A 26,408-nucleotide genomic window follows, 5' to 3' on the forward strand; every position below is an offset into this window, starting at 1 on the left:
TAAGCGAAATTTTATCAATATAAGTCAACTCCTTTTGCAATTCGGCATACAACTCGTTAAACGAATTGGCACTTCTTCCTAAACGCTCTGCATATCTACTAAAACCAAAATTATCATCGATACATTCTTTGATAAAATCTGATAAATCTTCGAGATATAATGTAGCAAAATGTTTAGCTTTATCTTGCATTCCCATAGTTCCAAAAGCCCATCCCGAAGTTTCAGAATCATCTTCTAATTGTGAAAAACGTGATGCTTCTGGAAGAAAATTTCTAGTACAAATTTGTCTTGCTAAAGATTGATTTTTCCCTTGAAGAAAAGCAATTACTGCATCAATTGTTTTTATATAATCGTTTTGTAAGGAAATGATTCTTCGTGAATTACCACCAAAATCTTGAAACTTTAAACTTGAAAATTCAAACAAATTTTTCAAACCTTTTTTGGAAAACAATTCTACAATAACTTCAATTCCCAAATCCATTTGAAAAGCCGAAATGTTTTTAGTATTTAAAAAACCTTTAATATAAGCCGTTGCCGGATAAGGTGTATTTAATTGTGTAAATGGTGGCGTTATGAGAAGAATGTCTTTCAAATGTATCTTTATAATAATTTAAACATTTTACAAAGATAAAATTAATTATTTGCTTTTAATTCTTTAAATTTTATATACGAATAAACAATTGGAACAATAGTAATTATTCCTGTTATTGTAAAAAAGAAATATCTATTTAAAGTGGCAGGAAGTATCAAACTAAAAAAAATAACCAAAATTCCGCCTATAGTCCAAAGTTTTCCTGCTAGAATGTGAGTTAATTTCCAAACTTCTTTACTTTCTAGTGTCCAAGGAGTTTTAATTCCTATAAAATAATTTTGCTGAATCACTTTGAAATAATTTCCCAAAGCAAAAAATAAAATTCCTAATAAAACTAATATCATATTTAAGTTTGAAAGCGTTTGTTCCTTTGAAATATAAATAATAAATAAAGCAAGAATCGACATAAATGAAACTAAAATAAATTTTAATTGGTGGTATTTTCTACCCATTAAATCAATACGTTTTTTAGGATCAATTTTTGGAATAATTAGTAGTAAACCATAAGTTAATATAGGTAAAAGCAATACAATCAATATCAAAGATGACTTTTCACCCCAAGAATCAATTTTTCCATCGATGTTAAAATGTGTTGGTATTTTTTCTGGCAATTTTTTCCAAACATAAAATAAGTAAAAAATCGGTAAAGCAATAATAGCAAGTAAAGGCAATTCTTTTTTTAAGTTGTTGTTCATTTTTATTATTTTTTTAAAGTTAAAATCCATTGCAAAACATCTTCCATAATTGTGGTATTTATGGAATAAATAACAAATTGTCCTTTTTTCTCTGACGAAATCAAATCGGCTTGTTTTAGAATATCTAAATGATGTGAAATACTAGGTTTTGAAATCTTAAAAAAATCAGCAATTTCTCCAGCTGCCATATCTTTTTCTTTCAATAAATCTAAAATTTCTCTTCTAGTTGCATCATTTAAAGCTTTGAAAATTGAATTCATTATTTATATATTTAGACAAATGTCTAAATATTATTTGAATTATCCAAATTAAAATGTAATTTATTACTTTTACAAAAAATAAATTATGCCAACCGATTGTATATCTTATCAAAAATCTAGATATTTCACAAAAATAATTGTAGATTATTTGAATGAAGATTCTAGTTTAAAACAATTTTACAATCGATTTCCTAATATTGAAAATTTTAAATTACAAATTGCAGAAAAAAATGGCAATTTTAAAATTGAAAATCGTCAAATTATAATTTCTGAATTAGAAAAACAATATCAAAATTTTGAAGTTTCTCAAACAACTTTAAACAATATTAAACTTTTAAAGAATTCCAACACTTTTACTGTAACTACAGGTCATCAACTTAATTTATTTACTGGACCATTGTATTTTTTATACAAAATTGTTTCTACAATAAACCTTTGCAAAGAATTAAAATCTAATTATCCAGATTATGATTTTGTTCCCATTTATTGGATGGCGACAGAAGATCATGACTTTGAAGAAATAAATTATTTCAATTTTACAACTAAAAAAATTAAATGGAATCGTGAAAGTTTTGGACCAGTTGGACGACTTTCAACTGATGGTTTGAAAGAAGTATTAGAACAATTTCAAAAGGAATTGGTAATTGGAGAAAATGCAACTTTTATCAAAAATTTATTTTCAAAATCCTATTTAGAACATACTAATTTGGCAGATGCAACTCGATTTCTAGCAAATGAATTGTTTAAAAAAGAAGGTTTAGTTATTATTGATGGCGATTCGGTAGCACTAAAAAAATTATTTATTCCATTTGTAAAAGAGGAATTATTAAATCAAACATCGTTTAAAAAAGTTTCAGAAACTGTAGAACATTTAAAAGAGTATAAAATTCAAGTAAACCCTAGAGAACTAAACTTGTTTTATATTGAAGATAATTTACGTGAACGGATAGTTTATGAAAACAATACATATAAAATAAACAACACAAATATTGAATTCTCAGAAACTGAAATTCTAGCAGAATTAGAAAATAATCCAGAGAAATTTAGTCCTAATGTAATTTTACGTCCATTGTACCAAGAAGTTATTCTTCCTAATATATGTTACATTGGTGGTGGTGGTGAAATTGCATATTGGCTAGAATTAAAATCTTGTTTTGAGGCCAACAACATTACTTTTCCAATCTTATTACTTAGAAATTCTGTTGTGTTAACAACTAAAAAACAAGTTGAAAAAATTGATAAACTGAGTTTAACTTGGATCGATTTATTTACAAATCAACAAGAATTATTTACTTTAAAAACTAAAGAATATTCTAACTTAAAAATAGATTTCACAGAGCAAAAAGAACATCTAAAAAAGCAATTTAATAAGCTTAATGCAATTGCAAATGAAACAGACAAATCCTTTATTGGAGCAGTAAAAGCGCAAGAAATAAAACAAATAAAAGGTTTAGAAAATCTTGAAAAAAGATTATTAAAAGCCGAAAAAAGAGTACATACAGAAACACTGGATCGAATATTATTATTGCAAAACGAGTTGTTTCCAAATCAAAGTTTACAGGAACGAAAAGCTAATTTTAGTGAGTTTTATAAAGATTTTGGAAGTCAATTTATTATTAAATTACTGGAAGAAATAAAACCATTAGAACAAGAATTTAAAGTAATCATTTTATAATTGTCAATCTTAAAAAAAGTAGTATTTTTGCACGAAATTTAAAAACAAAAAAATGGCTACAAATAGAACATTTACAATGATTAAACCAGATGGTGTTGAAAACGGACACATTGGTGGAATATTAAATATGATTACCGAAGGTGGTTTTAAAATAGTTTCTTTAAAATTAACTCAATTAACAGTTGCTGATGCTAAGGCATTTTATTCAGTTCACGCTGCAAGACCTTTTTATGGTGAGTTAGTAGAATTTATGTCTCGTGGACCAATTGTAGCTGCTATTCTTGAAAAAGAAAATGCAATTGAAGATTTTAGAACTTTAATTGGTGCTACAAATCCTGCTGATGCTGCTGAAGGTACAATTCGTAAAAAATATGCAAAATCTATTGGAGAAAATGCAGTTCACGGTTCAGATTCTGATGAAAATGCTGCTATTGAAGCTGCTTTTCACTTTGCTGGAAGAGAACAGTTTTAATAAAGTGTTCAGTATTCAGTACCGAAAATTCGGGATTAGTGTTCAGTAGAATATTCTAAAATTTTAAAATCCCATTTCGTTTTAAAAATGAAATGGGATTTCTCTTTTAAATAAGTTTTAAACATTTAAAAAAATTATACATTTAAACAATTTTAAACAATTTTAAACTTTGAATAAACAAACTTTTTTATCTCAAAACTAAGACAGTAACAACATCTTTTCTAAGTTCTTCATTTATCATTCTAATAATTTTATCTTTTCCAAAACTCAACTCTTCACGTAAAACAGACGAAGTTAATTTTACATAAAGTGTACTGCCTTTTAAAACAACTTCTTGTGTATAACTATTTACACCATTTCCCATCAAAGATTTCCAAGCTTGTTCAACATCAATTTTATCCATGCCAGATTCTAGTTTATTTGCTTGAATAAACTGCTTTAATACATCTGAAATTGAACTTTCGTTGCTTATCCTTTTTGCCATTTATGTAGATTAACTTTGTTTTGGTTTATTTAAAAAAATTAGTGTTTTTTTAATGAAAATGGAACTGGTTTTTTATAGTGATATTCAATATTATTATCGTTTTTTAAAACCAAATTACTATCTTTTACTTCAATAATTTCTTCTTTCCATTTTGCATAATTTGTAACATAATTTATGTAATAATTACCTTTTTCATTAGTTATAGAAATTGCTTCTTTAGAATTATTAGTTAAATAAGTTCCATCTAATTGTGGCATAACTTTTTTTCTAAAACCTTCTATTTTTTTGCTGTTCTTAGCATTTTTGAGCTCAAAAAAATCAATGGTTTCGTTTACTTTGTAATCTTTTTTATCTCCGTTTTCAAAAATTACTTTTTCAATTTCCCAATAACCATTTATTTTACTTATTTCTTTATCTGTAATAGCTTGTTTGCAAGAACCTAAAATTATACTAAGAAGTAAAAATACAATTGCTTTTTTCATGATTATAATAAAATCTAAAATTACAATTTTTTTTAAAGAATAAAAAAGTATTTTTGATTAAACCTTTTTAAATTTACATAGTCCTATTTAAAATCAACTGTCATGAAAAAATATTTTTCTTTCTTACTTTTATCATTATTTATATTAAGTTGTAGTTCTGATAAAACGGTGGATAATCCAATTATTACAGAAGAACAGATGTATTTTCCACCAAATGATGGTAGTACAACTTGGGAAACCAAATCTATTGCTAATTTATCTTGGAATCAAGATGCGGTGCAACCTTTGTTAGATTATTTAGAATTGAAACATTCTAAATCTTTCATTATTCTTGTAAATGGGAGAATTGTTATGGAAAATTATTTTAATGGACATTCAGCAACATCGCCATGGTATTGGGCAAGTGCAGGAAAAACTTTAACTTCAACAGTTACTGGAATTGCACAAGATGAAGGATTAATTAACATCAACAATAAAGTTTCTGATTATCTAGGAACTGCTTGGACAAGTGCTCCAATTGCAAAAGAAAACTTAATTACATGCAAAAATTTACTTTCCATGAATTCAGGATTAAATGATGCTTTGGGAGATGATGTTTCGCCAGCCAATCTTCAATATCTTGCTGATGCAGGAAATCGTTGGGCATATCACAATGTTTATGTTAAACTTCAAGATGTTATTGCTCAAGCAAGCGGACAAACTTGGCCAAATTATTTTAACACAAAATTGCGTGATAAAATTGGAATGACTGGCGGAAGTTGGATTAATTCTGGTGACGGATTGAGTGTATATTGGAGTACATCAAGAAATATGGTTCGTTTTGGACTTTTAGCTTTGAATAAAGGAAAGTGAAACGGAACAACAATAGTTAGTGAAAATTTCATGAATCAAGCATCAAATACATCGCAAACCATCAATCAATCTTATGGATATTTATGGTGGTTAAACGGAAAGACATCTTATCACTTACCTCAATCTCAATTACAGTTTCCAGGCACAATAATTCCTAGTGCTCCAATTGATATGTATTGTGCTTTAGGAAAAAATGATCAAAAAATTTATGTTGTTCCTAGCAAAAAAATGGTGATTATTAGAATGGGAGATGTTGCCGATGGTGTAAACTTTGCTTTATCAGACTTTGATGAAGTATTGTGGCAAAAGATAAATGCTTTGTATGAATAAATTTATTTAGAATTAAAGTGTTTAATCATTGCATAAATAAACAATACAAATGCTGAAAGTTGAAAAAACATTGCAAAATCTGATGAGAAATTTTCAATTATTTTACCAATTAATATAAAAGTAATTGCCATAATTATTAATTTTAATGGCGTAATTATTTTAAAAAAATTAAATATTTTTTTCATTAATTAACTACAAATTATTTAAAAAAGGAATCAACAAATTCAAATTTGTTAAACACTTGTAGGTCTTCAATTCCTTCACCTACTCCAATATATTTAACAGGAATTTGAAATTGATCTGAAATACCAATTACAACTCCACCTTTAGCAGTTCCGTCAAGTTTAGTGATTGCTAGACAAGTAACTTCTGTAGCTGCGGTAAATTGTGTTGCTTGTTCAAATGCGTTTTGTCCTGTAGAACCATCTAGAACTAAAAGTACATCGTGTGGCGCATCGTCTATAACTTTTTGCATCACGCGTTTTACTTTAGTAAGTTCATTCATTAAATTGACTTTATTGTGTAAACGACCAGCAGTATCAATAATAACAACATCTGCATTTTGAGAAACTGCACTTTGCAAAGTATCAAATGCAACTGATGCAGGATCACTTCCCATTTGTTGTTTCACAATTGGAACACCTACTCTATCAGCCCAAATTTGTAATTGATCTATTGCGGCAGCACGAAAAGTATCTGCAGCACCAAGAACGACTGAGTATCCAGATTTTTTTAATTGATATGCAAGTTTACCAATTGTTGTAGTTTTACCAACTCCATTAACTCCAACAACCATAATTACATAAGGTTTTTTGTTGGCTGGAATTTTAAATTCTGTTTCTTCACCAGATTTAGTTTCAGAAAGTAATCCTGCAATTTCATCACGAAGAATTTGATTTAATTCATCTGTTCCTAAATATTTATCGCTAGAAACTCGTTCTTCAATTCGTTTAATGATTTTTAAAGTAGTGTTTACTCCAACATCAGATGAAACCAAAATTTCTTCTAGATTGTCTAAAACCTCTTCATCAACTTTAGATTTTCCGGCAACTGCTTTAGTAAGTTTAGAAAAAAATGTAGTTTTTGATTTTTCTACAGCTTTATCTAAGCTTTCTTTTTTTTCTGATGAAAATATCCTTTTAAAAAAACTCATAATATTAATTTATGGTTTGTTATTTCTAATTTATTGTTGTTATTAATTTTTAATAGTAAAAAAATAACTTGTAACAAAGATAAAAATAAAAAAGCTACTTCCATAAGAAAGTAGCTTTGATATATATCTATTTAGGAATTATTTCTTTTTTAAGAAAGCATCCACTTCTTCTGGTGTCATAATGCTTTCTACGAAAGTATATGCGCCTGTTTTAGGAGATTTAACCATTCTTATAGCTTTGGTTAATCTTTTAGAAGATGTCTGTAATGTTGCAACGGTCTTTTTTGCCATGATTCAAATGAGTATTTAAATTTAAACTAAAGTAAAATTTCAAAAAAATGTTTAAAAATTTTACAAAAATAAAAATCTCTAATTATTTAATTTCTTTATGAACAGTCATTCTCTTTAAGATTGGATTAAATTTCTTAATCTCTAATCTGTCTGGAGTATTTTTTTTATTTTTATTTGTAATATAACGAGAAGTTCCTGGAAGTCCAGTTCCTTTATGCTCGGTACACTCTAAAATTACTTGAATTCTATTACCTTTCTTTGCCATTGTGCTTTATTTTTATTGGATAAGGATTATTTAATAAATCCGTTTGCTTTAGCTGTTTTTAATACAGCAGCAATTCCATTTTTATTAATCGTTTTTATTGTAGATGCAGCTACTCTAAGAGTAATCCATCTGTCTTCTTCTGGAAGATAGAAACGTTTTTTAACTAAGTTAACAGAAAATTTTCTCTTAGTTTTGTTCATAGCGTGAGAAACATTATTTCCTACCATCGCTCTTTTACCAGTAAGGTCACAAACTCTTGACATTTTGCTTATCTTTTTTCGTTATTCAATTTCGGTTTGCAAAGAAACAAAAAAGAAACCATTGAAGCAAAAATATTTTACAGATTTTTCAATATTTCTTTTTGAAGCATTTCTAATGCTTTATTTACTGTTCTATCTATCACTTTTTCACGTGGTTGACCAAAATTGAATTCTTCAATAATTATGTCATCTGGTGTTGCTAATGCAATAAAAACGGTTCCAACTAAAGCATCTGCGTCTCCTTTATTTGGTCCAGCATTACCTGTTGTAGCAATTGCATAATCAGTTTTCATTAGTTGTTGGACTCCAATTGCCATTTCTTTTCCAACTTCTGCACTTACTACAGAGTGATTATTAATTGTATCTTGTAAAACTCCTAGAACAGAAACCTTAATATCTGTTGCATAAGAAACTATACTTCCTCTAAAATATTTTGACGCTCCTGAAACTGATGTTATAACTTGAGCAATTTTTCCACCTGTGCAGCTTTCTGCTGTAGCAATAGTTTTTTGTTGTTGTGATAATAATCTTCCTAACACAACCTCAATAGTTTCATCTTCATCATAACCAACGATAATATCTGAAATTATTTTGGCTAATGAACTAACATTTTTTTCAATAGCATTTTCGAGAATTTCTTTTTCTGATCCGCGAGCTGTTAATCGCAAACGAACTTTTCCTGGTGATGGTAAATAAGCAAGTTTTATAAATTCTGGTAAGTTATTTTCCCAATTTTCAATTCGTTCTGCAATTAAGCTTTCGCCTTGACCATAAGTTAAAATTGTTTTATGAATAATATAAGGTCTTTTGTATTCTTTAACAATTTTTGGAATGACTTCATTTTCAATTATATACTTCATTTCATAAGGAACACCTGGAAGCGAAATATAAACGGTGTTTTCTTTTTTCATCCACATTCCTGGAGCAGTTCCCATTTTATTAAAAAGAACTTGACATTTTGATGGAACTAAAGCTTGATCACGATTAATTTGAGTAAGTGGACGTTTAAAAAATCCTTCAATTATTTCTTTTACATGTGCAAAAACATCTTGATTTTCTATTAATACATCCTCAAAATATTCACAAAATGTATGTTTTGTAATATCATCTTTTGTTGGACCTAAACCTCCAGTTATTATTACTAAATCGACTTTATTTTGAAGTGAAGAAAAAGTATCAAGAATATGTTTTTTATCATCGCTTATAGATAAAAACTCATGTGTTTGAACTCCTATTTTATCAAGTGATTTTGCTATAAAAGCGGAGTTTGTATCTATAATTTGTCCTATAAGAATTTCGTCGCCAATAGTTATTATGGTTGCCTTCAATGAATAATTAATTTTAGATTATGAAGTTAAATCTTGTTTGAAAAGCAATGATAATTTAAATGAAAAAATATAAAATCGCTTCAATTGGCTTAAAATAAATCTCAAGCCAATTAAAACAACTTATTAAATTTCAAAATCTTTTTTAATTTCTTTTATTGCTTTTTCAACTTGATCTTCAATACTTTCAAAAGTTGCATCAATTTCTTTTCGCTTTCCTTCTGCTCGTGTCCATGCTTCAACTTGAAGAATTTCTTCGTGAGCCATTGTCAAACCTAATAAATCAAGTGTTGGCTTTATTTTGTGAGCATAAGCATAAGCCAATTTATGATCTTTAGTTTTTATTCCTAGTTCTATTTGTTTCAAATCTTGTGGGACTTCAGTAACAAATAATGAGATGATTTGGGTTACAAATTCAGAATCATTGTCTGAAAGTGCGTATACTTTTGATAAATTATAATTTAATGCCATTATTTTATTTGTATTTTAAATAGTAGTTTTTTTTCAATAAATCCTTCGAGAACATCATTTGGTTTTACAGCTGCAACTCCTTCTGGTGTTCCTGTAAAAATGATATCACCAATTTTAAGTGTAAAATATTGTGAAACGTGAGCAATTAATTCGTCAATTTTCCACAACATGTGACTTGTATTTCCTTTTTGAACAACCTGTCCATTGTTAACTAATTCAAAGTTAATACTTTCTAATGAACTAAAAACTTTTTTCGGTAAAAAGTCACCTATTACCGCTGAACCGTCAAATGCTTTCGATTTTTCCCATGGCAAACCTTTTTCTTTTAGTTTACTTTGTAAATCTCGAGCTGTAAAATCTATCCCTAAACCTATTTCATCGTAATAATTATGAGCAAATTTTGGTTCAATATATTTACCAACTTTATTTATTTTTACTAATACTTCAACTTCGTGATGAATATCATTTGAAAATTCAGGTATTACAAAAGGATGTTGCTTCAATAAAACAGCCGAATCTGGTTTCATAAAAACTACTGGTTCTTCTGGTCGTTCATTTTGAAGTTCCTCAATGTGTTTTACATAATTTCTTCCGATGCAGATTATTTTCATTTTTTAGTAATTAGTAAAAAGTAATTAGTGATTAGAAAATGTTATTTACCAATCACTAATTACTAATCACTATTTTGTATTTAATTTTCTTAATTTTATTGCTGTTAAAACTTTCTTTGTATATAAAGGAAAATCTGCGCCTTGAATCCAACCATAATATCCTGGTTCTTTTTCTAAAACATCATCAACAAGTTGACTTTTATTTTTTCCGAAAGTAAAAATTTCTTTTCCTTCATTATTTAAAGCTATAAATCCTGCAAAATCAACTGATTTTTTTCGAGTTGTAAATTCAGATAATGATTTCATGTCGTTTTCTAAATCAGAATATCTGTCTAGTTGAGCTTTTAATATTTCATAAGTAGCCATAGTATCGGCTTCGGCTGAATGAGCATTTTCTAGATTTGAATCACAATAAAATTTTAATGCTGCGCTCAAAGTGCGTTCTTCTTTTTTGTGAAAAATAGTTTGAACATCTACAGAAACTCTATTTTTCATATCAAAATCAACTTCTGCACGAAGCATTTCTTCTGCAAGAAGCGGAATATCAAATCTATCAGAATTAAATCCAGCCAAATCAGAATCCTTAATCATGTTATGTACCTGCGATGCCAATTCTTTAAAAGTTGGTTCGTTGGCTACTTTTTCATTGGTAATTCCGTGAACCGCTGTTGTAGCTGCCGGAATTGGAATTGTTGGATTCACCAACCATGTTTTGCTTTCTTTATTTCCGTTAGGATAAACCTTTAATATTGATATTTCTACAATTCTATCTTTAGCAACTTCAATTCCTGTTGTTTCAAGATCAAAAAAGCAAATTGGTCTAGTTAATTTTAATTCCATTTGTAACATTTATTTGACAAATATAAAATTTTGAAGTTACCGTTAATCGATGTTTTCATTTTTTTTCATTTTTTTAAACAAAAAAACCCTTTCGTATATTGAAAGGGTTGATTTATAAAAACTTAACTATTAATATTCTCTATTTATATCAAAAGCTTCAAGGTAATCGGCAACTCTTTTTACAAAACTTCCGCCTAGTGCTCCATCTACAACTCTATGATCATAACTGTGTGACAAGAACATTTTTTGTCTAATTCCAATAAAATCTCCTTCTGGAGTTTCAATAACTGCTGGTACTTTTCTAATTGCTCCAAGTGCTAAAATTCCAACTTGAGGTTGATTTATTATTGGAGTTCCAAAAACAGAACCAAAAGTTCCAACATTTGTTACAGTATAAGTTCCGCCTTGAGTGTCGTCTGGTTTTAATTTTCCTGCTTTGGCGCGATTTCCTAAATCGTTAACCGCTTTTGCCATTCCAACAAGGTTTAACTGATCTGCATTTTTTATAACTGGAACAATTAAGTTTCCGTTTGGTAATGCAGCAGCCATTCCAAGATTTATATTTTTCTTTTTGATAATATAATCACCATCAACAGAAATATTCATTCCTGGAAAATCTTTTAAAGCTTTAGCAACAGCTTCCATCATTATTGGTGTGAACGTTAGTTTTTCTCCTTCACGTTTTTCAAAAGCTACTTTTACTTTTTCTCGCCACTTTACAATATTGGTAACATCAACTTCTATAAACGATTGTACGTGAGCAGAAGTTTGCACCGAAGCAATCATATAACCCGAAATAAGTTTCCTCATTCGGTCCATTTCCACAATTTCATCTCCACCATTTACAGAAACTGGAATAGCTTGAGTTGAAGGTTGCGAGTTTTGGGTTATGGGTTGAGAAACTGGAGTCTGAATTATTTGTGGTTTTTCAATATTGTCAGACTGAGTTTGACGAAGTCCAACATATTTTAAAATATCTTCTTTAGTAACCCGACCATCTTTGCCTGAGCCAGAAATATTTTCTAATTCAGAAACAGAAACACCTTCTTCTTTAGCAATGTTTTTTACTAAAGGTGAAAAGAATTTATCGCTTCCAGAAAAATCGGCTGTAGCAATATTTTCTTTGGCTGATTCTATTGTTTTAGAAACTTCTGTAACAGCAACTGGCATCTCGACTGCGCTCGATGTGACAGAACCTCTTTCGGCTGATGCACTTCCTCCTTCGGTTTCAATTATAGCAATTGTTTGACCAACTTTAACTACATCATTCACTTGAAATAATATTTCGGTTAAAGTACCAGAAACTTCACTTGGCACTTCACTATCAACTTTATCTGTTGCTATTTCAAGTACAGCTTCATCAGCAGCAATTGTTTCACCAACATTTTTTAACCAATTTGTAATTGTTGCTTCTGCAACACTTTCTCCCATTTTGGGTAATTTCAATTCAAACTTTGCCATATTTATAAACTAAAGTTGTGTTTTTTTATTATGATTGCAAAATTAGTAATTTTATCTTCATTTTGTAAAGAATATACTAATTTTTTAGTTGAATAATTTCTCCTCTATCTATTGAATTATTGCTTCCGATGATGTAATTTGAAGTAGAAATATAATTCTTAAATGTTAAATTCTTGCTATTATTGTAATTCATAAAATGAATTATTTCTTTATAACTAAATGATTTAGTGTCAAAAATTATTTCGATATTAGATTTTAAATCATTTTTAAATTGAGAAAAATCGTTTAAAATAGTTACTTTTTTTGATGAATTTAATTGCAATGAATCATTTGAAAAAATAACATATTCATCAATTTTTCTTTTTACTTCTTTGGTTTGATTTTTCTTAAATAACGAAAAAATTAATGCTCCAATTTTCATAAAAACATCAAAAAATATAGATTTATCAAAATGCTTTTTATAAAAAAACTGCATTGCTTCTTGAAAACGTTTCAAATAAGTTCCGTCACGAATTGTGCTTTCTCCTTTATAATGTATTACAGTAGTTTCATGAAAATAAAAATTATATTTTCCTTTTTTCAAAGCCATGTAACTCAAGTCAATATCATCTGAATACATGAAGCAATTTTCGTCAAAACCACCAATTTCATTGTATAATTCTCGCTTCATAAACATAAATGCTCCAACAAGAATATCAACTTTGCCACTTTGATTTTGTGTTAAATGTTGAGCATAATATTTATTAAATAATGAAACTTTTGGAAATAACTTATATAATGCAAAAATCTTAGTGATTGCAACCCATGGTGTTGGAATTCCGCGTTTGCTTTCTGGCAGAAAATTTCCTGTTCCGTCAATTAATTTACAACCTATAATTCCAGTATTCAGTTGCCAGTTTTTAGTATTTAGCATTTTAGTAAATGTGTCTTCGGCAACAACTGTATCAGGATTTAAAATACAAATATATTCGCCTTTGGCTTGAGTAACACCACTATTATTACCTTTTGGAAAACCTAAGTTTGATGAGTTTTCGATGAGTTTTACTTTAGGAAAAAACTTTTTTATCATTGTGCAACTATCATCTGATGAATTGTTGTCGATTACAATTATTTCGCCATCAATTCCTTCAAGTGCTTTTTGAACACTTAAAACGCATTGCTCTAAAAAATAGCGCACATTGTAATTTAGGATGATAACTGATAGTTGCATTTGACAAATATAATCTACTTTTGCAAAAAAATACAATTGTGAATTACCTTTCTGTAGAAAACATATCAAAATCATTTGGCGAAAGAACTTTGTTTAAAGACATTTCGTTTGGAATAAATAAAGACCAAAAAATTGCTTTTATAGCCAAGAATGGATCGGGTAAAACCTGTATTATGAAAATAATAAATGGTGAAGATAAACCGGATACTGGTCAAGTTGTGATAAGAAAAGAAATTAAAATGGCATTTCTATCACAAGTTCCGCAATTGCAAGATGAATTGACTGTAGAGGAAAGTATTTTTGCTAGTGATAATGAGATTCTTCATGTAATTGAACGTTACGAAAAAGCAATAGAAAATCCTGATGATGCAGAAGCTTATGAAAAAGCGTTTGACGATATGGATCGTTTTAATGCTTGGGATTTTGAAACACAATTCAAGCAAATTCTTTTCAAATTGAAATTGGAAGATTTTAAATTGAAAGTAAAAAATATGTCTGGCGGACAAAAAAAACGTCTTTCATTGGCTATTATTTTAATAAATCGTCCAGAGTTATTGATACTTGACGAACCAACAAATCACCTTGATTTAGAGATGATTGAATGGTTAGAAAGCTATTTTACAAAAGAAAATATCACTTTGTTTATGGTAACCCATGATAGATTTTTCTTAGAAAGAGTTTGTAATGAAATTATAGAACTCGACAACGGAAAATTGTATCAATACAAAGGAAATTATAGTTATTATTTAGAGAAAAAAGAAGAACGAATTGCCTCTGAAAATTCTAGTATTGATAAAGCACAGAATCTTTTTGTAAAAGAATTGGCTTGGATGCGACGTCAGCCAAAAGCGCGAACTACAAAATCAAAATCGCGTCAAGATGATTTTTATGTAATTAAGGAAAAAGCAGAAAGTAGACGAAAAGAAAATAAAGTTGAACTAGAAATTAATATGGAACGTCTTGGAAGCAAGATAATTGAGTTACACAAAATTTCTAAAAAATTTGGCGATAAAAAGATTTTAGAAAATTTTAGTTTCGATTTTCAACGTGGTGCAAGAATTGGAATTATTGGGAAAAACGGAACAGGAAAATCGACTTTCTTAAATTTAATGACGCAAACTATTCCAACAGATTCTGGAAAAGTGATAACTGGTGATACTATTAAAATTGGATATTACACACAAAGCGGAATTAATCCAAAACCTGGTCAGCGAGTTATTGATATTATTAAGGAATACGGAGAATATATTCCGTTGATGAAAGGAAAATTGATTTCGGCTTCGCAATTACTAGAGCGCTTTTTATTTGATAGCAAAAAACAATATGATTTTGTAGAAAAACTTTCTGGTGGAGAATTGAAACGACTTTATTTATGTACGGTTTTGATTCAGAATCCAAATTTTTTAATTCTTGATGAACCAACCAATGATTTGGATATTGTAACTTTGAATGTTCTAGAAAGTTTTTTATTGGATTTTCCTGGATGTTTACTTGTTGTTTCTCACGACAGGTATTTTATGGATAAAATTGTTGATGATTTATTCGTTTTTCGTGGTGACGGAATTGTAGAGAATTTTCCAGGAAACTACTCAGATTTTAGAGCATATGAAGATTCGGCTGAACCTGCAAATAAAGACGATAACAAGGAAAAAAATAATTGGAAACAAGCAAAAACTATTTCGGCTGGATTGAATTTTAACGAACAAAAAGAATTTAATAAAATAGAGAAAGAAATAAAAGATTTAGAACATCAAAAAAAGCAAATAGAACAATTATTTTCTGACGGAAAAGTTGCCGATAACGAAATTGAAACTAAAGCAATCGAATTACAAAAAGTTATCAATTTGAAAGAAGAAAAAGAAGAACGTTGGTTTGAACTTTCTAGTAAAATGGAATAATAAAAAGTAATCAGTGAATAGTAATTAGTGAATCGTTTGACTAATTATTAGTCACTTTTCACTAATCACTACTAAATGATATTTCAAATAAAATCATACATCAACTTCCTTTGGAACTCCAAAAATGAACACGGAGTGCATTCGCCATTTGTATTTGAATTGGTTACCAAATGTTTTTATGATAAAACGATTTATCCTGAATATTTAATACTAAAAAACTACAGAAACTCTCTTTTAGAAAACAAAAACACAATTGAAGTTACCGATTTTGGTGCTGGTTCAAAAGTTTTTAAAAGTAATACTCGAGCTATAAATCAAATTGCAAAAAACGCTGGTGTTTCTTCAAAAAGAGCAGAATTGTTGTTTAGAATTACACAGTATTTTCAGCCAGAGAATATCCTTGAAATTGGAACATCTTTAGGTTTAGCAACTTCAGCTTTATCATTAGGAAATAAAAATTCTAAAATTATTACTTTAGAAGGTTGTCCAAATACAATGTCAATTGCAAAAAATCAATGTCAATTGCAAAATCTAAATAACATTGGATTTGTAAATACTGAATTTTCAAGTTATCTGAGTAACTGCCAACTGAAAACTGAAAACTGCCAACTAATCTACTTCGACGGAAACCATTCTAAAAATGCAACATTAAATTATTTTGAGCTTTTACTTCCAACAATCACCAATGATTCTATTTGGATTTTTGACGATATTCATTGGAGTAAAGATATGGGAGAAGCATGGAAAAACATAAAAAACCATCCAAAAGTTACCATTACAATTGACACTTTTCAATGGGGAATTGTTTTTTTTAGAATTGAGCAAAAGAAAGAACATTTTGTAATTAGAACATAAAAAAAGCTACCATTTCTGATAGCTTTAAAATTTACTTTTTAGAACCTGTTGATGCCTTTGAAACTGTAGCTTGAGCTCTAGCTGCAAATGTTCCAGAAGCGACTTTTCCACCATTAGATTTTGCAGTTGCTGATTGAATTCTTGAAGCTGCAGCACTTGACATTTTTGAATTTTTTGACATAATAAATTAAATTTTAGTTGTTAATATTATACAATATATTGCAAACTAAATACCAATTTATTAATTCTAAAATTAAATTAATATTAAGCAAATATTAATTAATTTATAACATAAAAAAAATGACAACCTTCCCAGATCGTCATTCTTCCATTGAATTAATAATTGTAACTATTCTTTAGCTTCAGATGTTTCTCTACTTTTTGCACCAACTCTGTTTAATTTAAACATTGGTCCAAATTTAAATTTAATTGAAGCAATTTTTCCATTATCCTCAGCTGATAAACCTTCTTTTTCAACAGTGTTTTTTCTGTTGTCTAAAGCTTCATACATCAATTTTATTTCATCATAATCTTCTCTAGAAAAGTCTCCTTTGTTATCTTTATAAGCTTGAAAAAAGGTATCATAAACATTTAAAATATTATCTTTATTTACCCAAGCAAAACTCATGTCGTTACCAATTTTTCCGGCTCCAAATAATCTATCTCTCAATAATTGACTCGGACTAGTTTTAACAACTACATCAGCAACTGGTGTGCTTTTAGCTTCAATACTAGCTTTAAATTCAATGTATTTAGTATTAGAAGCATCTATTTTCATTTGCGCAGAAGATCTAGATTCATCATCTAGTTTAACCAAGGCTTCGTTGGCATTAGTTGTTCTCATTTCATAATCAGCAGCAATTTGGTCCCAATTGGCTTCCATATCATCTGCATTAACCATTTTTAGAGAATCTACATAATTTTCTAATTCACTAATCCTTTTATCAGCCATTTCTTTTTCTTCATTTTTACAAGAAGACATACCGATAAAAATCATTGATAACAATCCAAATTTTAATACATTTTTTTTCATAATAAATAAGTTTAAATATTTAATGTAAAACTACTCACAACATCAAAATGTGATGTTATACAATTAACTATTAACTTTACATAATTTTCATTTCTCTAATTGAAGTTGTAACTTTATCAAGTTTTAAACTACTAATAATGTATTAGTCAAAATATAATATGTCAAATTCTCTTATAAACATCACCAATATTAAACGTGATTTCATTCTTGGAAGCGAAATAATAAACGTTTTAAAAGGCATCGATTTACAAATAAATAAAGGCGAATATGTAGCATTAATGGGACCAAGTGGTTCAGGAAAATCTACTTTAATGAACCTTTTAGGTTGTCTAGACACGCCAACATCTGGAACTTATATTCTAAACGGAAAAGATGTTTCTCAAATGCACGACGACGATCTAGCAGAAATTCGCAATAAAGAAATTGGCTTTGTTTTTCAAACATTTAACCTATTGCCTAGAACAACAGCTTTAGATAATGTTGCTTTACCAATGATTTATGCAGGATATTCTAAATCTGAAAGAAATCTAAGAGCTACCGAAGTATTAACACAAGTAAACCTTGATGATAGAATGGATCATCAACCCAATCAACTATCTGGTGGTCAGCGTCAGCGAGTTGCAATTGCTCGTGCTTTGGTAAACAAACCTTCGATAATTCTTGCCGATGAACCAACAGGAAATCTTGACAGTAAAACATCCGAAGAAATAATGAAACTTTTTGGAGACATTCATGCCAACGGAAACACTGTAATTCTTGTAACTCACGAAGAAGACATTGCCAAATATGCACATCGAATAATTCGTTTGCGTGACGGTTTAATAGAAAGTGATAATTTAAATGTTGGACATTTATAGTTTCATTAGAAGCGAATCTTTCTGGCTTTATCCTCAATCCATTTTCCTGCCATACGAAGTAGTCTCGAAAAAAACGAGAGCTACTTTCTTCTGTCAGGGCTAATTGGCAATCATTATTAATTTTTGCTACATTTGAAAATCAAAAATCATAGTTTAAAATTCAACTTTAAACTTTTAAAAACTTTTAATTTTTTAAACTACTCATGAAAGTATATACAAAAACAGGAGATAATGGCACAACATCACTTTTTGGAGGCACAAGAGTTCCCAAAGACCATATTCGTATAGAAAGTTATGGCACTGTAGACGAATTAAATTCTCATATAGGATTAATTCGCGACCAAGAAATGAACCAACATTATAAAAAAATCCTTATAGAAATTCAAGATAGATTATTTACCGTTGGAGCAATTCTAGCAACACCACCAGAAAAAGAAACTTTAAAAAATGGTGAAAAGCGACTTCAGAATTTAGGAATAATAGAATCTGACATTGAACTTCTAGAAAATGAAATTGATGCTATGGAAGATTCGCTACCGCAAATGACACATTTTGTACTTCCTGGCGGACACACAACTGTGTCATATTGTCACGTTGCACGTTGCGTATGTCGTCGTGCAGAACGTTTAGCAGTACATTTAAGTCATAATGAACCAGTTGCTGAGATTGCAATTAAATACTTAAACCGACTTTCTGACTACCTTTTTGTATTGGCACGAAAGTTGTCTCATGACTTGAACGCTGATGAAGTGAAATGGATACCGAGAAAGTAGTATTCAGTGATCAGTTTTTAGTATTCAGTTTTTTTAGCTTATTATTTGATAATTAGTTTCAAAATTTATTAAAATGTGTTTTAAGTTTTATTTTTTTTTTTAAATAAAACTTTAAAAAATTCTATTGAAACTGAATACTAAAAACTAATGACTGAATACTAAAAAAAACACGTTCTTAAACATAATTGAAAAATAATTAAAAAAAAACTTGACTTTTTCAGTAATAAATTTATTTTTGCACAAATTAAAACCCAAAGAAGATGTATTGGACATTAGAATTAGCATCGTATTTAAGTGATGCACCGTGGCCTGCTACCAAAGATGAACTTATAGATTACGCAATTAGAGCTGGTGCGCCGCTTGAAGTTGTCGAAAACCTTCAGTCAATTGAAGACGAAGGAGAAATATATGAATCAATGGAAGAAATTTGGCCAGATTATCCAACCGACGAAGATTATCTTTGGAACGAGGATGAATATTAAAAAATAAACTAACACAACAGAAGAAAAGTCTCCATTGGGGCTTTTTTTTTGTTTAAATTTGCATCCCGAAGTATCGGAACTTTAAAAAAATAAATACAAACCATATTATGAGTTTCATAAATAGCATTATTAAAGCATTTGTAGGAGATAAATCTCAAAAAGATGTAAAATTAATACAACCATTAGTTACTAAAATAAAATCTTTCGAAAATGCTCTTATTGCATTATCACATGATGAATTAAGAGCTAAAACATCACTATTCAAAGAAAAAATAAAACTTGCAAGAGCAGAAAAAGATGCAAAAATAGCATCCTTAAAGCTTGAAGCAGAAGGTATTTCTGATATTGATAAAAGAGAAGACATCTATAATGCTGTTGATGCTCTTGAAAAAGAAGCTTATGATATTTCTGAAAAAGTATTATTAGAAATTCTTCCAGAAGCTTTTGCAGTTGTTAAAGAAACTGCAAGACGATTTAAAGAAAACGCTTCTATAACTGTTAATGCAAGTCCAAAAGACAGAGAACTTTCGGCAACAAAACCATACATAACTCTTAACGGAGAAACTTCTACTTGGGCAAACTCATGGAATGCTGCAGGAAAAGAAATCACATGGGATATGATTCACTATGACGTTCAGTTAATTGGTGGAATTGTATTACACGAAGGTAAAATTTCTGAAATGCAAACTGGTGAAGGAAAAACTTTGGTTGCAACACTTCCACTCTATCTTAATGCTTTAACAGGAAACGGAGTTCACTTAGTAACTGTAAATGATTATCTAGCAAAACGTGATAGTACATGGAAAGCACCATTGTTTGAATTTCATGGTATAACTGTAGATTGTATTGATAACCATTCACCAAATTCTGATGCTCGAAGAAAAGCGTATGAAGCAGATATAACTTATGGTACAAATAACGAATTTGGTTTTGATTATTTGAGAGATAACATGGCACACTCGCCAGAAGATTTAGTTCAAAGAAAACATAATTATGCTATTGTTGACGAGGTTGACTCGGTATTAATTGACGATGCAAGAACACCATTGATTATTTCTGGACCAGTTCCTGATGGTGACAGACATGAGTTTAATGAATTGAAACCAAAAATTGAAAATCTATTTAGTTTGCAACGTCAATTGGCAAACGGATTTCTTACCGAAGCTAAAAAATTAATAAAAGAAGGAAATACCAAAGATGGCGGTTTTCAATTATTAAGAGCATATCGTTCTTTGCCAAAAAACAAAGCATTGATAAAGTTTTTAAGTGAAGAAGGAATAAAACAATTGCTTCAAAAAACTGAAAATCAATACATGCAAGACAACAATCGCGAAATGCCAAAGATTGATGAAGCACTATATTTTGTAATTGAAGAAAAAAACAATCAAGTTGAATTGACTGATAATGGAATAAAATATTTATCACAAGATACCGATGAAACATTTTTTGTTCTTCCAGATATTGGAACTGAAATTGCTGCTATAGAAAAGCAAAATCTTGAAAAAGATAAAGAAGCTGATGCCAAAGAAAAATTATTTCAAGATTTTGGAATAAAATCTGAAAGAATTCATACCCTAACACAAATACTAAAAGCATATACTCTTTTTGAAAAAGATGTAGAATATGTAATTATGGATAATAAAATTCTAATTGTAGACGAGCAAACAGGTCGTATAATGGATGGAAGACGTTATTCTGACGGTTTACACCAAGCTATTGAAGCTAAAGAACAAGTTACAATTGAAGCTGCGACACAAACATTTGCTACAATTACATTACAAAATTATTTTAGAATGTATAGTAAACTTGCCGGTATGACTGGAACAGCCGTTACAGAAGCTGGAGAGTTATGGCAAATTTATAAATTAGATGTTGTAGAAATTCCAACTAATCGCGGAATGTCAAGAATAGATAAAGAAGATTTAATTTATCGTTCTGTTCGTGAAAAATTCAATGCAGTAATTGAAGATGTAACACAACTTTCGGCAGCAGGAAGACCAGTTTTAATTGGAACAACCTCAGTAGAGATTTCAGAATTATTGAGTCGAATGTTAAAAATGCGTGGTGTTGCTCACAACGTATTGAATGCAAAAATGCACAAACAAGAAGCGCAAATTGTTGAAGAAGCTGGAAAATCTGGAGTAGTAACAATAGCAACAAATATGGCTGGTCGTGGAACCGATATTAAACTTTCGCCAGAAGTAAAAGCTGCTGGTGGATTGGCAATTATTGGTACAGAACGACATGATTCTCGTCGTGTTGACCGTCAGTTACGTGGTCGTGCTGGTCGTCAAGGTGATCCTGGAAGTTCACAATTTTATGTTTCATTAGAAGATAATTTGATGCGCCTTTTTGGTTCAGATAGAGTTGCCAAAGTTATGGACAGAATGGGATTGAAAGAAGGTGAAGTGATTCAACATTCTATGATGACCAAATCTATAGAACGTGCACAGAAAAAAGTAGAAGAAAATAATTTTGGCACACGTAAACGTTTATTAGAATATGATGATGTTATGAACGCACAACGAGAAGTTGTATACAAACGTCGTCGTCATGCCTTACATGGTGAACGTTTAAAACTTGATATTGCCAATATGATGTATGACACTTGCGAAGTAATCGTTGGTGATAACAAATCAATAGGTGATTTTAAAAACTTTGAATTCGAATTAATTAGATATTTTTCAATAACATCTCCAGTTTCTGAAACAGAATTTTCAAAATCATCTGAAATGGAATTGACAGGAAAAGTATACAAAGCTGCAATGCAATATTATACTGAAAAAACAGAAAGAAGCGCTAGAGAAGCTTTACCAATTATTTCTAATGTATATGAACAAGAAGGTAATAAATTTGAACGAATTATTGTTCCATTTACTGACGGAATTAAATCTTTGAATGTTGTTACCGATTTGAAAAAAGCTTATGATTCAAATGGTGCACAATTAGTTGCCGATTTCGAAAAAAACATAACATTAGCAATAGTTGACGAAGCTTGGAAAAAACATTTGCGCAAAATGGACGAATTGAAACAATCGGTTCAATTGGCAGTTCATGAACAAAAAGATCCTTTATTAATTTATAAATTAGAAGCATTTAAATTGTTTAGAACTATGCTTGATGGCGTTAACAAAGAAGTAATTTCATTCTTGTTTAAAGGCGATTTACCACAACAAAATAAAATTCAAGAGGCAAAACAAGAAGTTCGCAAAAAAGAAAATTATATAGAAAGTAAAGATGAAATTCCAAATAACGATACACTTTCAGAGCAAAATCGTGAAGCTGGACAAACACAACAACGTCAAGTTACCGAAACAATAGTTAGAGAAACTCCAAAAATAAACCGTAATGATACTGTTACTATAAAACATATTATAAGCGGAAAAACCGAAAGTATGAAATTTAAAAAAGCCGAAGGTTTGCTCTCTGGTGGCGAATGGGTTATTGTTAATAAATAAATAAGGTTCTGTTTTAAATAAATATATCCTCAATTGTATAAAAACAATTGAGGATTTTTTTTACATTTGAAATGATAACTATTAAGCAAATGGTTTATGAAAATTGGTATTCGATTTCTTTTATTTATTTATACAATCTTATTTGTAATAGGATGTAAATCTGTGATAAAAAAACAAATTGAAAGAAGTTCTTTGTCTGCAAACGATTCAATAAAAATCACTTCTTTTGAAATTCTTCCAACTGATTCAGATTCTATTTTATTGAGTAAATTTTTGAACTTCAAAAAAAAGATTAGTACAAGTGATTCTTCTTCGGTAAATTATTATGAAAACAAATTATTTTATCCTAAAGATTCTACTTTTAAAATAATAAATCTCTATGGTGATTACTCTGGTGGCGCAACTTACAATCCATTTGCTGAAAGCTATATCATTTATAAAAACAAATTGTGCAAACAAGAAATTGAAGGAGAAACCTTAAAAATTGAAAAAAAATCTGATACTACTTATCAGATTAATGTAGATGATTTTTGGCGACTTGGTAGTAATTTCAATTCTTACACTGTTTCATTTGGAAAGGATTCTGTATCTATTGAAAAAAACTCAAAAAACTAATAGTTTACATTACAAATTCAACATTAATTATCAACTTGAAAAAAAACTGATTAAAAGTAAAAATGAAATTTCAAATGTTTATTTATTACACTATTTTTATTTCATCAACGTTACACATTTATGAAAAAAATAGTTTTAGTAGTTTTACTTTTTAGTTTTATTTCCTATTCCCAAGATGATGATAAAATCATTTATGATTGGAATAATATGGTAAGTGCAAAAATAATTGAGATTGAAAAAGATGCAAATAAAAATGAATATGGCATTTTAAACAATCAATTTAACGACAAGCCACAAATAAATAATAGGGATTTTAAAATATTAAAATCATTATTAAAATTTGACTCTACAAGTTATGATACAATGAAAGAAAAAAGACAAATTCTATTGCAAATAACATTCAAAAATGAAATTGTTATTTTTTTGTTACATTTAAATCAAGTAACATTATTTGACTTACGTCCAAATAAATTTAATTTTATTAGAATATTTAACGGAGAAAAATTCAAAGAATTTATATCAAACTATTTAAATAAAAATAAGTAATATAATTTTATTTCATACATTTACATTAAATAAAAACAGATAATAACCATTAAAAAATAAAATCATGGCAAAGAGTCAAGACGCAAAAAAAACAGAAAAAAAAGAACCTTTAAAAACTGCTAAAGAAAAGAAGGCAGAAAAAAGAGATAAGAAAAACAGTCCAAAACGTGATTAAAAAAAATAATCCTTAATTGTAATTTCAGTTAAGGATTATTTCATTTTTAAAGAAAATTATAATCAATTTATCCAAATAACATGAAAAAAATAATCTCATTAATTGCATTGGTTTTTTTATTTTCATTTTCAAAAACTGTTGAAAAGCTTGAAAATGGCACTTATAAAGTTGAATTAGATAAAAAGTATAAAGAAATTGGAATGAATGATTATGAATTTACTCTAGAAAACGAGAAGTTTTTTTACAGATTAAATGATGTTAAAGAAACTTTTTTAATAAAATGGATTGATGAAAGTTCATTTATTGTTGAAGGATTAACAGGACCAATGAATCCTAATAAGCTAGAAAAGAAAATGATGGAAGAAGCTTTTTTCTTTTTCAAAATAACTAAGCATGATGGAAATGTATATTATTTTACTTTAGGAGAAGATAAAGATGAATATCCAATTTATACAGGAAAGTTTATTAAAAAATAATAATTACAAATTTATATATCATCAGGAAAAATCTTTCCAGGATTTAAAATATTATTGAAATCAAAAACAGATTTTATTCTAGACATTAATTCTAAATGTGTTTTAGAAAAAGCTATATCCATAAAGTTTTTTTGCACATAACCTATTCCGTGTTCACCAGAAAGTGTTCCTTTTAATGAAACAGTTAATTCAAAAATTTCTCTAATTCCAAGCGGAACTTGAGTTTGCCAATTATCATCTGTCATTTCACCTTTTATGATGTTTACATGCAAATTTCCATCTCCTGCATGACCATAACAAACAGATTTGAAACCATATTTATTTCCAATTTCTTTAATGCCACTAAGTAATTTTGGCAATTCATATCGTGGTACAACAGTGTCTTCTTCTTTATAAATCGAATTCGCTTTTACTGCTTCGGCAACACTTCTTCGCATTTTCCAAAGTGCAGTTTTTTCATCTTCTGTATCTGCAAATAAAACTTCATCGATTTCAAATTGTTCAACTACTGACAGAATTTTCTCGGCTTCGAGCATTAATATTTCAGGATAATTACCATCAACTTCAATAAGTAAATGTGCTTCTATAGAATCTTTGACTTTAATATTAATATTTTCATTGTATTTCAATGTCCAATCAATAGCATCGCGTTCCATAAATTCTAATGCACTCGGAATAATTCCTGCTCTAAAAATTGCAGAAACTGCTTCGCAAGCTTGGTTTGCTTTGTAAAACGGAACCAACATTAAGACATTATGAGTAACTTTTGGGATTAATTTAAGAACAATCTTAGTAATAATCCCCAATGTTCCTTCGCTACCAACCATTAACTGGGTAAAATTATATCCTGTTGAATTTTTTAAGGTATTTGCTCCAGTCCAAATGATTTCGCCATTGGGTAAAACAACTTCAAGATTCAATACATAATCTTTAGTTACTCCATATTTTACAGCTCTTGCTCCACCAGCATTTTCGGCAACGTTTCCTCCTATCCAACAACTTCCTTGACTGCTTGGATCTGGCGGATAAAACAAACCTTTTTCAGCAACAGCTTCACGAAGAACTTGAGTTATAACTGCTGGTTCAACAATAACTTGAAGATTTTTTTCATCAATATCCAAAATTTTATTCAATCGTTCTAAAGACAAACCAATTCCTTCATAAATACTCAAAGAACCACCACTTAAACCGGTTCGAGCACCAATTGGTGTAGTTGGAATTTTATATTCGTTGGAAATTTTTAAAATCTCTGAAATTTCTCTAGCATTTGCTGGTTTAACAACTACATTGGGTGGAAAAATATAATCTTCGGTTTCGTCATGACCATAATGATTTCTTGTTTCTTCATCTATAAAAACATAAGAAGAACCAAGAATAGTAATTAATTTTTGAAGGATTTCTGGATTGAGTTGCATCTAATTTAAATTGATTTGTAAAATTAATTTATTTAATATTGAAATACAATTTTGTTATATATAAAAAACATTAATGCCCTATAAAAAAAACTCTCG

Annotated in this window: 29 protein-coding genes and 2 pseudogenes; 12 read left to right on the forward strand and 19 right to left on the reverse strand. The window is 29.1% G+C overall.

Annotated elements, in window-relative coordinates; translation table 11 throughout:
- From ACH2BO_RS07745 to ACH2BO_RS07755, 3 genes and pseudogenes are all read right to left on the reverse strand, one after another.
- Positions 1–592: pseudogene (locus tag ACH2BO_RS07745) on the reverse strand (radical SAM protein); the annotation flags it as partial.
- Positions 593–633: 41 nt separating this feature from the next.
- Entirely contained in the window at positions 634–1,287 is a 654-nt protein-coding gene (locus tag ACH2BO_RS07750) for an SdpI family protein (protein ID WP_395044177.1), read from the reverse strand.
- A 5-nt stretch (positions 1,288–1,292) separates the two neighbouring features.
- Entirely contained in the window at positions 1,293–1,547 is a 255-nt protein-coding gene (locus ACH2BO_RS07755) for an autorepressor SdpR family transcription factor (RefSeq protein WP_395044178.1), read from the reverse strand.
- 85 nt (positions 1,548–1,632) lie between these two features.
- Between ACH2BO_RS07755 and bshC the strand changes: the two genes are divergently transcribed.
- Together bshC and ACH2BO_RS07765 are read left to right on the forward strand one after the other, a co-directional pair.
- On the forward strand, positions 1,633–3,222 hold the full coding sequence (gene bshC / locus ACH2BO_RS07760; RefSeq protein WP_395044179.1) for a bacillithiol biosynthesis cysteine-adding enzyme BshC: 1,590 nt from the start codon (positions 1,633–1,635) through the stop codon (positions 3,220–3,222).
- A 52-nt stretch (positions 3,223–3,274) separates the two neighbouring features.
- Positions 3,275–3,694, forward strand: coding sequence for a nucleoside-diphosphate kinase (locus ACH2BO_RS07765; protein WP_395044180.1), 420 nt, complete (start codon positions 3,275–3,277; stop codon positions 3,692–3,694).
- Positions 3,695–3,881: 187 nt separating this feature from the next.
- On the opposite strand, the gene ACH2BO_RS07770 is transcribed toward ACH2BO_RS07765, so the two are convergent.
- Together ACH2BO_RS07770 and ACH2BO_RS07775 are read right to left on the reverse strand one after the other, a co-directional pair.
- A complete protein-coding gene (locus tag ACH2BO_RS07770) occupies positions 3,882–4,178 on the reverse strand; it encodes a DUF721 domain-containing protein (RefSeq protein WP_395044181.1) in 297 nt (98 codons plus the stop codon).
- A 38-nt stretch (positions 4,179–4,216) separates the two neighbouring features.
- Positions 4,217–4,660 (reverse strand): hypothetical protein, encoded by a 444-nt coding sequence (locus ACH2BO_RS07775; RefSeq protein WP_395044182.1) that lies wholly within the window; start codon positions 4,658–4,660, stop codon positions 4,217–4,219.
- Positions 4,661–4,762: 102 nt separating this feature from the next.
- On the opposite strand from ACH2BO_RS07775, the pseudogene ACH2BO_RS07780 reads away from it, so the two are divergent.
- A pseudogene (locus ACH2BO_RS07780) lies at positions 4,763–5,842 on the forward strand (serine hydrolase domain-containing protein).
- 2 nt (positions 5,843–5,844) lie between these two features.
- Here the strand turns inward: ACH2BO_RS07780 and ACH2BO_RS07785 are convergent.
- The 11 genes from ACH2BO_RS07785 to ACH2BO_RS07835 all read right to left on the reverse strand — a co-directional run bounded on the left by ACH2BO_RS07785 (position 5,845) and on the right by ACH2BO_RS07835 (position 13,729).
- A complete protein-coding gene (locus ACH2BO_RS07785) occupies positions 5,845–6,027 on the reverse strand; it encodes a hypothetical protein (protein WP_395044183.1) in 183 nt (60 codons plus the stop codon).
- 14 nt (positions 6,028–6,041) lie between these two features.
- Entirely contained in the window at positions 6,042–6,995 is a 954-nt protein-coding gene (ftsY, locus tag ACH2BO_RS07790; protein WP_395044184.1) for a signal recognition particle-docking protein FtsY, read from the reverse strand.
- A gap of 138 nt (positions 6,996–7,133) precedes the next feature.
- Positions 7,134–7,286 (reverse strand): DUF4295 domain-containing protein, encoded by a 153-nt coding sequence (locus tag ACH2BO_RS07795; protein ID WP_395044185.1) that lies wholly within the window; start codon positions 7,284–7,286, stop codon positions 7,134–7,136.
- Between the two features lie 82 nt (positions 7,287–7,368).
- The gene (gene rpmG / locus ACH2BO_RS07800; RefSeq protein ID WP_035126304.1) at positions 7,369–7,551 is read right to left on the reverse strand and encodes a 50S ribosomal protein L33; all 183 of its coding nucleotides are present in this window, start codon (positions 7,549–7,551) and stop codon (positions 7,369–7,371) included.
- A 26-nt stretch (positions 7,552–7,577) separates the two neighbouring features.
- The gene (gene rpmB / locus ACH2BO_RS07805) at positions 7,578–7,814 is read right to left on the reverse strand and encodes a 50S ribosomal protein L28 (protein WP_298115209.1); all 237 of its coding nucleotides are present in this window, start codon (positions 7,812–7,814) and stop codon (positions 7,578–7,580) included.
- A gap of 74 nt (positions 7,815–7,888) precedes the next feature.
- Positions 7,889–9,139, reverse strand: coding sequence for a CinA family nicotinamide mononucleotide deamidase-related protein (locus ACH2BO_RS07810; RefSeq protein ID WP_395044186.1), 1,251 nt, complete (start codon positions 9,137–9,139; stop codon positions 7,889–7,891).
- Between the two features lie 123 nt (positions 9,140–9,262).
- Complete coding sequence (locus tag ACH2BO_RS07815) at positions 9,263–9,607, reverse strand: Hpt domain-containing protein (RefSeq protein ID WP_395044187.1); 345 nt, start codon at positions 9,605–9,607, stop codon at positions 9,263–9,265.
- Positions 9,607–10,218 carry a fumarylacetoacetate hydrolase family protein gene (locus tag ACH2BO_RS07820; RefSeq protein ID WP_395044188.1) on the reverse strand — a complete coding sequence of 204 codons (612 nt, stop codon included), beginning with the start codon at positions 10,216–10,218 and terminating at the stop codon, positions 9,607–9,609. Before ACH2BO_RS07820 ends, ACH2BO_RS07815 begins: the two co-directional genes overlap by 1 nt.
- 69 nt (positions 10,219–10,287) lie before the next feature.
- On the reverse strand, positions 10,288–11,058 hold the full coding sequence (locus ACH2BO_RS07825) for an exonuclease domain-containing protein (RefSeq protein ID WP_395044189.1): 771 nt from the start codon (positions 11,056–11,058) through the stop codon (positions 10,288–10,290).
- Positions 11,059–11,187: 129 nt separating this feature from the next.
- Positions 11,188–12,519 (reverse strand): dihydrolipoamide acetyltransferase family protein, encoded by a 1,332-nt coding sequence (locus ACH2BO_RS07830; RefSeq protein WP_395044190.1) that lies wholly within the window; start codon positions 12,517–12,519, stop codon positions 11,188–11,190.
- 76 nt (positions 12,520–12,595) lie between these two features.
- Entirely contained in the window at positions 12,596–13,729 is a 1,134-nt protein-coding gene (locus ACH2BO_RS07835; protein ID WP_395044191.1) for a glycosyltransferase family 2 protein, read from the reverse strand.
- Between the two features lie 38 nt (positions 13,730–13,767).
- On the opposite strand from ACH2BO_RS07835, the gene ACH2BO_RS07840 reads away from it, so the two are divergent.
- The gene (locus ACH2BO_RS07840; RefSeq protein WP_395044192.1) at positions 13,768–15,627 is read left to right on the forward strand and encodes an ABC-F family ATP-binding cassette domain-containing protein; all 1,860 of its coding nucleotides are present in this window, start codon (positions 13,768–13,770) and stop codon (positions 15,625–15,627) included.
- 75 nt (positions 15,628–15,702) lie between these two features.
- Entirely contained in the window at positions 15,703–16,482 is a 780-nt protein-coding gene (locus ACH2BO_RS07845; RefSeq protein WP_395044193.1) for an O-methyltransferase, read from the forward strand.
- A gap of 31 nt (positions 16,483–16,513) precedes the next feature.
- On the opposite strand, the gene ACH2BO_RS07850 is transcribed toward ACH2BO_RS07845, so the two are convergent.
- Positions 16,514–16,663: a hypothetical protein gene (locus tag ACH2BO_RS07850; RefSeq protein ID WP_395044194.1), complete on the reverse strand. Its 150-nt coding sequence runs from the start codon at positions 16,661–16,663 to the stop codon at positions 16,514–16,516.
- A 168-nt stretch (positions 16,664–16,831) separates the two neighbouring features.
- Positions 16,832–17,515: a hypothetical protein gene (locus ACH2BO_RS07855; protein ID WP_395044202.1), complete on the reverse strand. Its 684-nt coding sequence runs from the start codon at positions 17,513–17,515 to the stop codon at positions 16,832–16,834.
- Between the two features lie 158 nt (positions 17,516–17,673).
- On the opposite strand from ACH2BO_RS07855, the gene ACH2BO_RS07860 reads away from it, so the two are divergent.
- The 7 genes from ACH2BO_RS07860 (at position 17,674) to ACH2BO_RS07890 (ending at position 24,897) form a co-directional block, all read left to right on the forward strand.
- Positions 17,674–18,372 (forward strand): ABC transporter ATP-binding protein, encoded by a 699-nt coding sequence (locus ACH2BO_RS07860; protein WP_395044195.1) that lies wholly within the window; start codon positions 17,674–17,676, stop codon positions 18,370–18,372.
- A 203-nt stretch (positions 18,373–18,575) separates the two neighbouring features.
- Positions 18,576–19,145, forward strand: coding sequence for a cob(I)yrinic acid a,c-diamide adenosyltransferase (locus ACH2BO_RS07865; RefSeq protein WP_395044196.1), 570 nt, complete (start codon positions 18,576–18,578; stop codon positions 19,143–19,145).
- Positions 19,146–19,405: 260 nt separating this feature from the next.
- Positions 19,406–19,627, forward strand: a complete 222-nt coding sequence (locus tag ACH2BO_RS07870; RefSeq protein WP_022828503.1) for a DUF2795 domain-containing protein — start codon at positions 19,406–19,408, stop codon at positions 19,625–19,627.
- 107 nt (positions 19,628–19,734) lie between these two features.
- Positions 19,735–23,085, forward strand: coding sequence for a preprotein translocase subunit SecA (gene secA, locus ACH2BO_RS07875; RefSeq protein ID WP_395044197.1), 3,351 nt, complete (start codon positions 19,735–19,737; stop codon positions 23,083–23,085).
- Between the two features lie 96 nt (positions 23,086–23,181).
- Entirely contained in the window at positions 23,182–23,700 is a 519-nt protein-coding gene (locus ACH2BO_RS07880) for a hypothetical protein (RefSeq protein WP_395044198.1), read from the forward strand.
- A 120-nt stretch (positions 23,701–23,820) separates the two neighbouring features.
- Entirely contained in the window at positions 23,821–24,246 is a 426-nt protein-coding gene (locus ACH2BO_RS07885) for a hypothetical protein (protein ID WP_395044199.1), read from the forward strand.
- 255 nt (positions 24,247–24,501) lie between these two features.
- Complete coding sequence (locus ACH2BO_RS07890; RefSeq protein ID WP_395044200.1) at positions 24,502–24,897, forward strand: hypothetical protein; 396 nt, start codon at positions 24,502–24,504, stop codon at positions 24,895–24,897.
- An 11-nt stretch (positions 24,898–24,908) separates the two neighbouring features.
- On the opposite strand, the gene ACH2BO_RS07895 is transcribed toward ACH2BO_RS07890, so the two are convergent.
- A complete protein-coding gene (locus ACH2BO_RS07895; RefSeq protein WP_395044201.1) occupies positions 24,909–26,312 on the reverse strand; it encodes an FAD-binding oxidoreductase in 1,404 nt (467 codons plus the stop codon).
- Positions 26,313–26,408 lie beyond the last annotated feature (96 nt).

Source organism: Flavobacterium sp. (assembly GCF_043773265.1).
Taxonomy (GTDB): domain Bacteria; phylum Bacteroidota; class Bacteroidia; order Flavobacteriales; family Flavobacteriaceae; genus Flavobacterium.

Coding starts and splice junctions, on each gene's coding strand:
- ACH2BO_RS07750 (WP_395044177.1), bottom strand. CDS start 1,287: ATGAACAACAACTTAAAAAAAGAATTGCCTTTACTTGCTATTATTGCT.
- ACH2BO_RS07755 (WP_395044178.1), bottom strand. CDS start 1,547: ATGAATTCAATTTTCAAAGCTTTAAATGATGCAACTAGAAGAGAAATT.
- bshC (WP_395044179.1), top strand. CDS start 1,633: ATGCCAACCGATTGTATATCTTATCAAAAATCTAGATATTTCACAAAA.
- ACH2BO_RS07765 (WP_395044180.1), top strand. CDS start 3,275: ATGGCTACAAATAGAACATTTACAATGATTAAACCAGATGGTGTTGAA.
- ACH2BO_RS07770 (WP_395044181.1), bottom strand. CDS start 4,178: ATGGCAAAAAGGATAAGCAACGAAAGTTCAATTTCAGATGTATTAAAG.
- ACH2BO_RS07775 (WP_395044182.1), bottom strand. CDS start 4,660: ATGAAAAAAGCAATTGTATTTTTACTTCTTAGTATAATTTTAGGTTCT.
- ACH2BO_RS07785 (WP_395044183.1), bottom strand. CDS start 6,027: ATGAAAAAAATATTTAATTTTTTTAAAATAATTACGCCATTAAAATTA.
- ftsY (WP_395044184.1), bottom strand. CDS start 6,995: ATGAGTTTTTTTAAAAGGATATTTTCATCAGAAAAAAAAGAAAGCTTA.
- ACH2BO_RS07795 (WP_395044185.1), bottom strand. CDS start 7,286: ATGGCAAAAAAGACCGTTGCAACATTACAGACATCTTCTAAAAGATTA.
- rpmG (WP_035126304.1), bottom strand. CDS start 7,551: ATGGCAAAGAAAGGTAATAGAATTCAAGTAATTTTAGAGTGTACCGAG.
- rpmB (WP_298115209.1), bottom strand. CDS start 7,814: ATGTCAAGAGTTTGTGACCTTACTGGTAAAAGAGCGATGGTAGGAAAT.
- ACH2BO_RS07815 (WP_395044187.1), bottom strand. CDS start 9,607: ATGGCATTAAATTATAATTTATCAAAAGTATACGCACTTTCAGACAAT.
- ACH2BO_RS07820 (WP_395044188.1), bottom strand. CDS start 10,218: ATGAAAATAATCTGCATCGGAAGAAATTATGTAAAACACATTGAGGAA.
- ACH2BO_RS07825 (WP_395044189.1), bottom strand. CDS start 11,058: ATGGAATTAAAATTAACTAGACCAATTTGCTTTTTTGATCTTGAAACA.
- ACH2BO_RS07830 (WP_395044190.1), bottom strand. CDS start 12,519: ATGGCAAAGTTTGAATTGAAATTACCCAAAATGGGAGAAAGTGTTGCA.
- ACH2BO_RS07835 (WP_395044191.1), bottom strand. CDS start 13,729: ATGCAACTATCAGTTATCATCCTAAATTACAATGTGCGCTATTTTTTA.
- ACH2BO_RS07845 (WP_395044193.1), top strand. CDS start 15,703: ATGATATTTCAAATAAAATCATACATCAACTTCCTTTGGAACTCCAAA.
- ACH2BO_RS07850 (WP_395044194.1), bottom strand. CDS start 16,663: ATGTCAAAAAATTCAAAAATGTCAAGTGCTGCAGCTTCAAGAATTCAA.
- ACH2BO_RS07855 (WP_395044202.1), bottom strand. CDS start 17,515: ATGAAAAAAAATGTATTAAAATTTGGATTGTTATCAATGATTTTTATC.
- ACH2BO_RS07860 (WP_395044195.1), top strand. CDS start 17,674: ATGTCAAATTCTCTTATAAACATCACCAATATTAAACGTGATTTCATT.
- ACH2BO_RS07865 (WP_395044196.1), top strand. CDS start 18,576: ATGAAAGTATATACAAAAACAGGAGATAATGGCACAACATCACTTTTT.
- ACH2BO_RS07870 (WP_022828503.1), top strand. CDS start 19,406: ATGTATTGGACATTAGAATTAGCATCGTATTTAAGTGATGCACCGTGG.
- secA (WP_395044197.1), top strand. CDS start 19,735: ATGAGTTTCATAAATAGCATTATTAAAGCATTTGTAGGAGATAAATCT.
- ACH2BO_RS07880 (WP_395044198.1), top strand. CDS start 23,182: ATGAAAATTGGTATTCGATTTCTTTTATTTATTTATACAATCTTATTT.
- ACH2BO_RS07885 (WP_395044199.1), top strand. CDS start 23,821: ATGAAAAAAATAGTTTTAGTAGTTTTACTTTTTAGTTTTATTTCCTAT.
- ACH2BO_RS07890 (WP_395044200.1), top strand. CDS start 24,502: ATGAAAAAAATAATCTCATTAATTGCATTGGTTTTTTTATTTTCATTT.
- ACH2BO_RS07895 (WP_395044201.1), bottom strand. CDS start 26,312: ATGCAACTCAATCCAGAAATCCTTCAAAAATTAATTACTATTCTTGGT.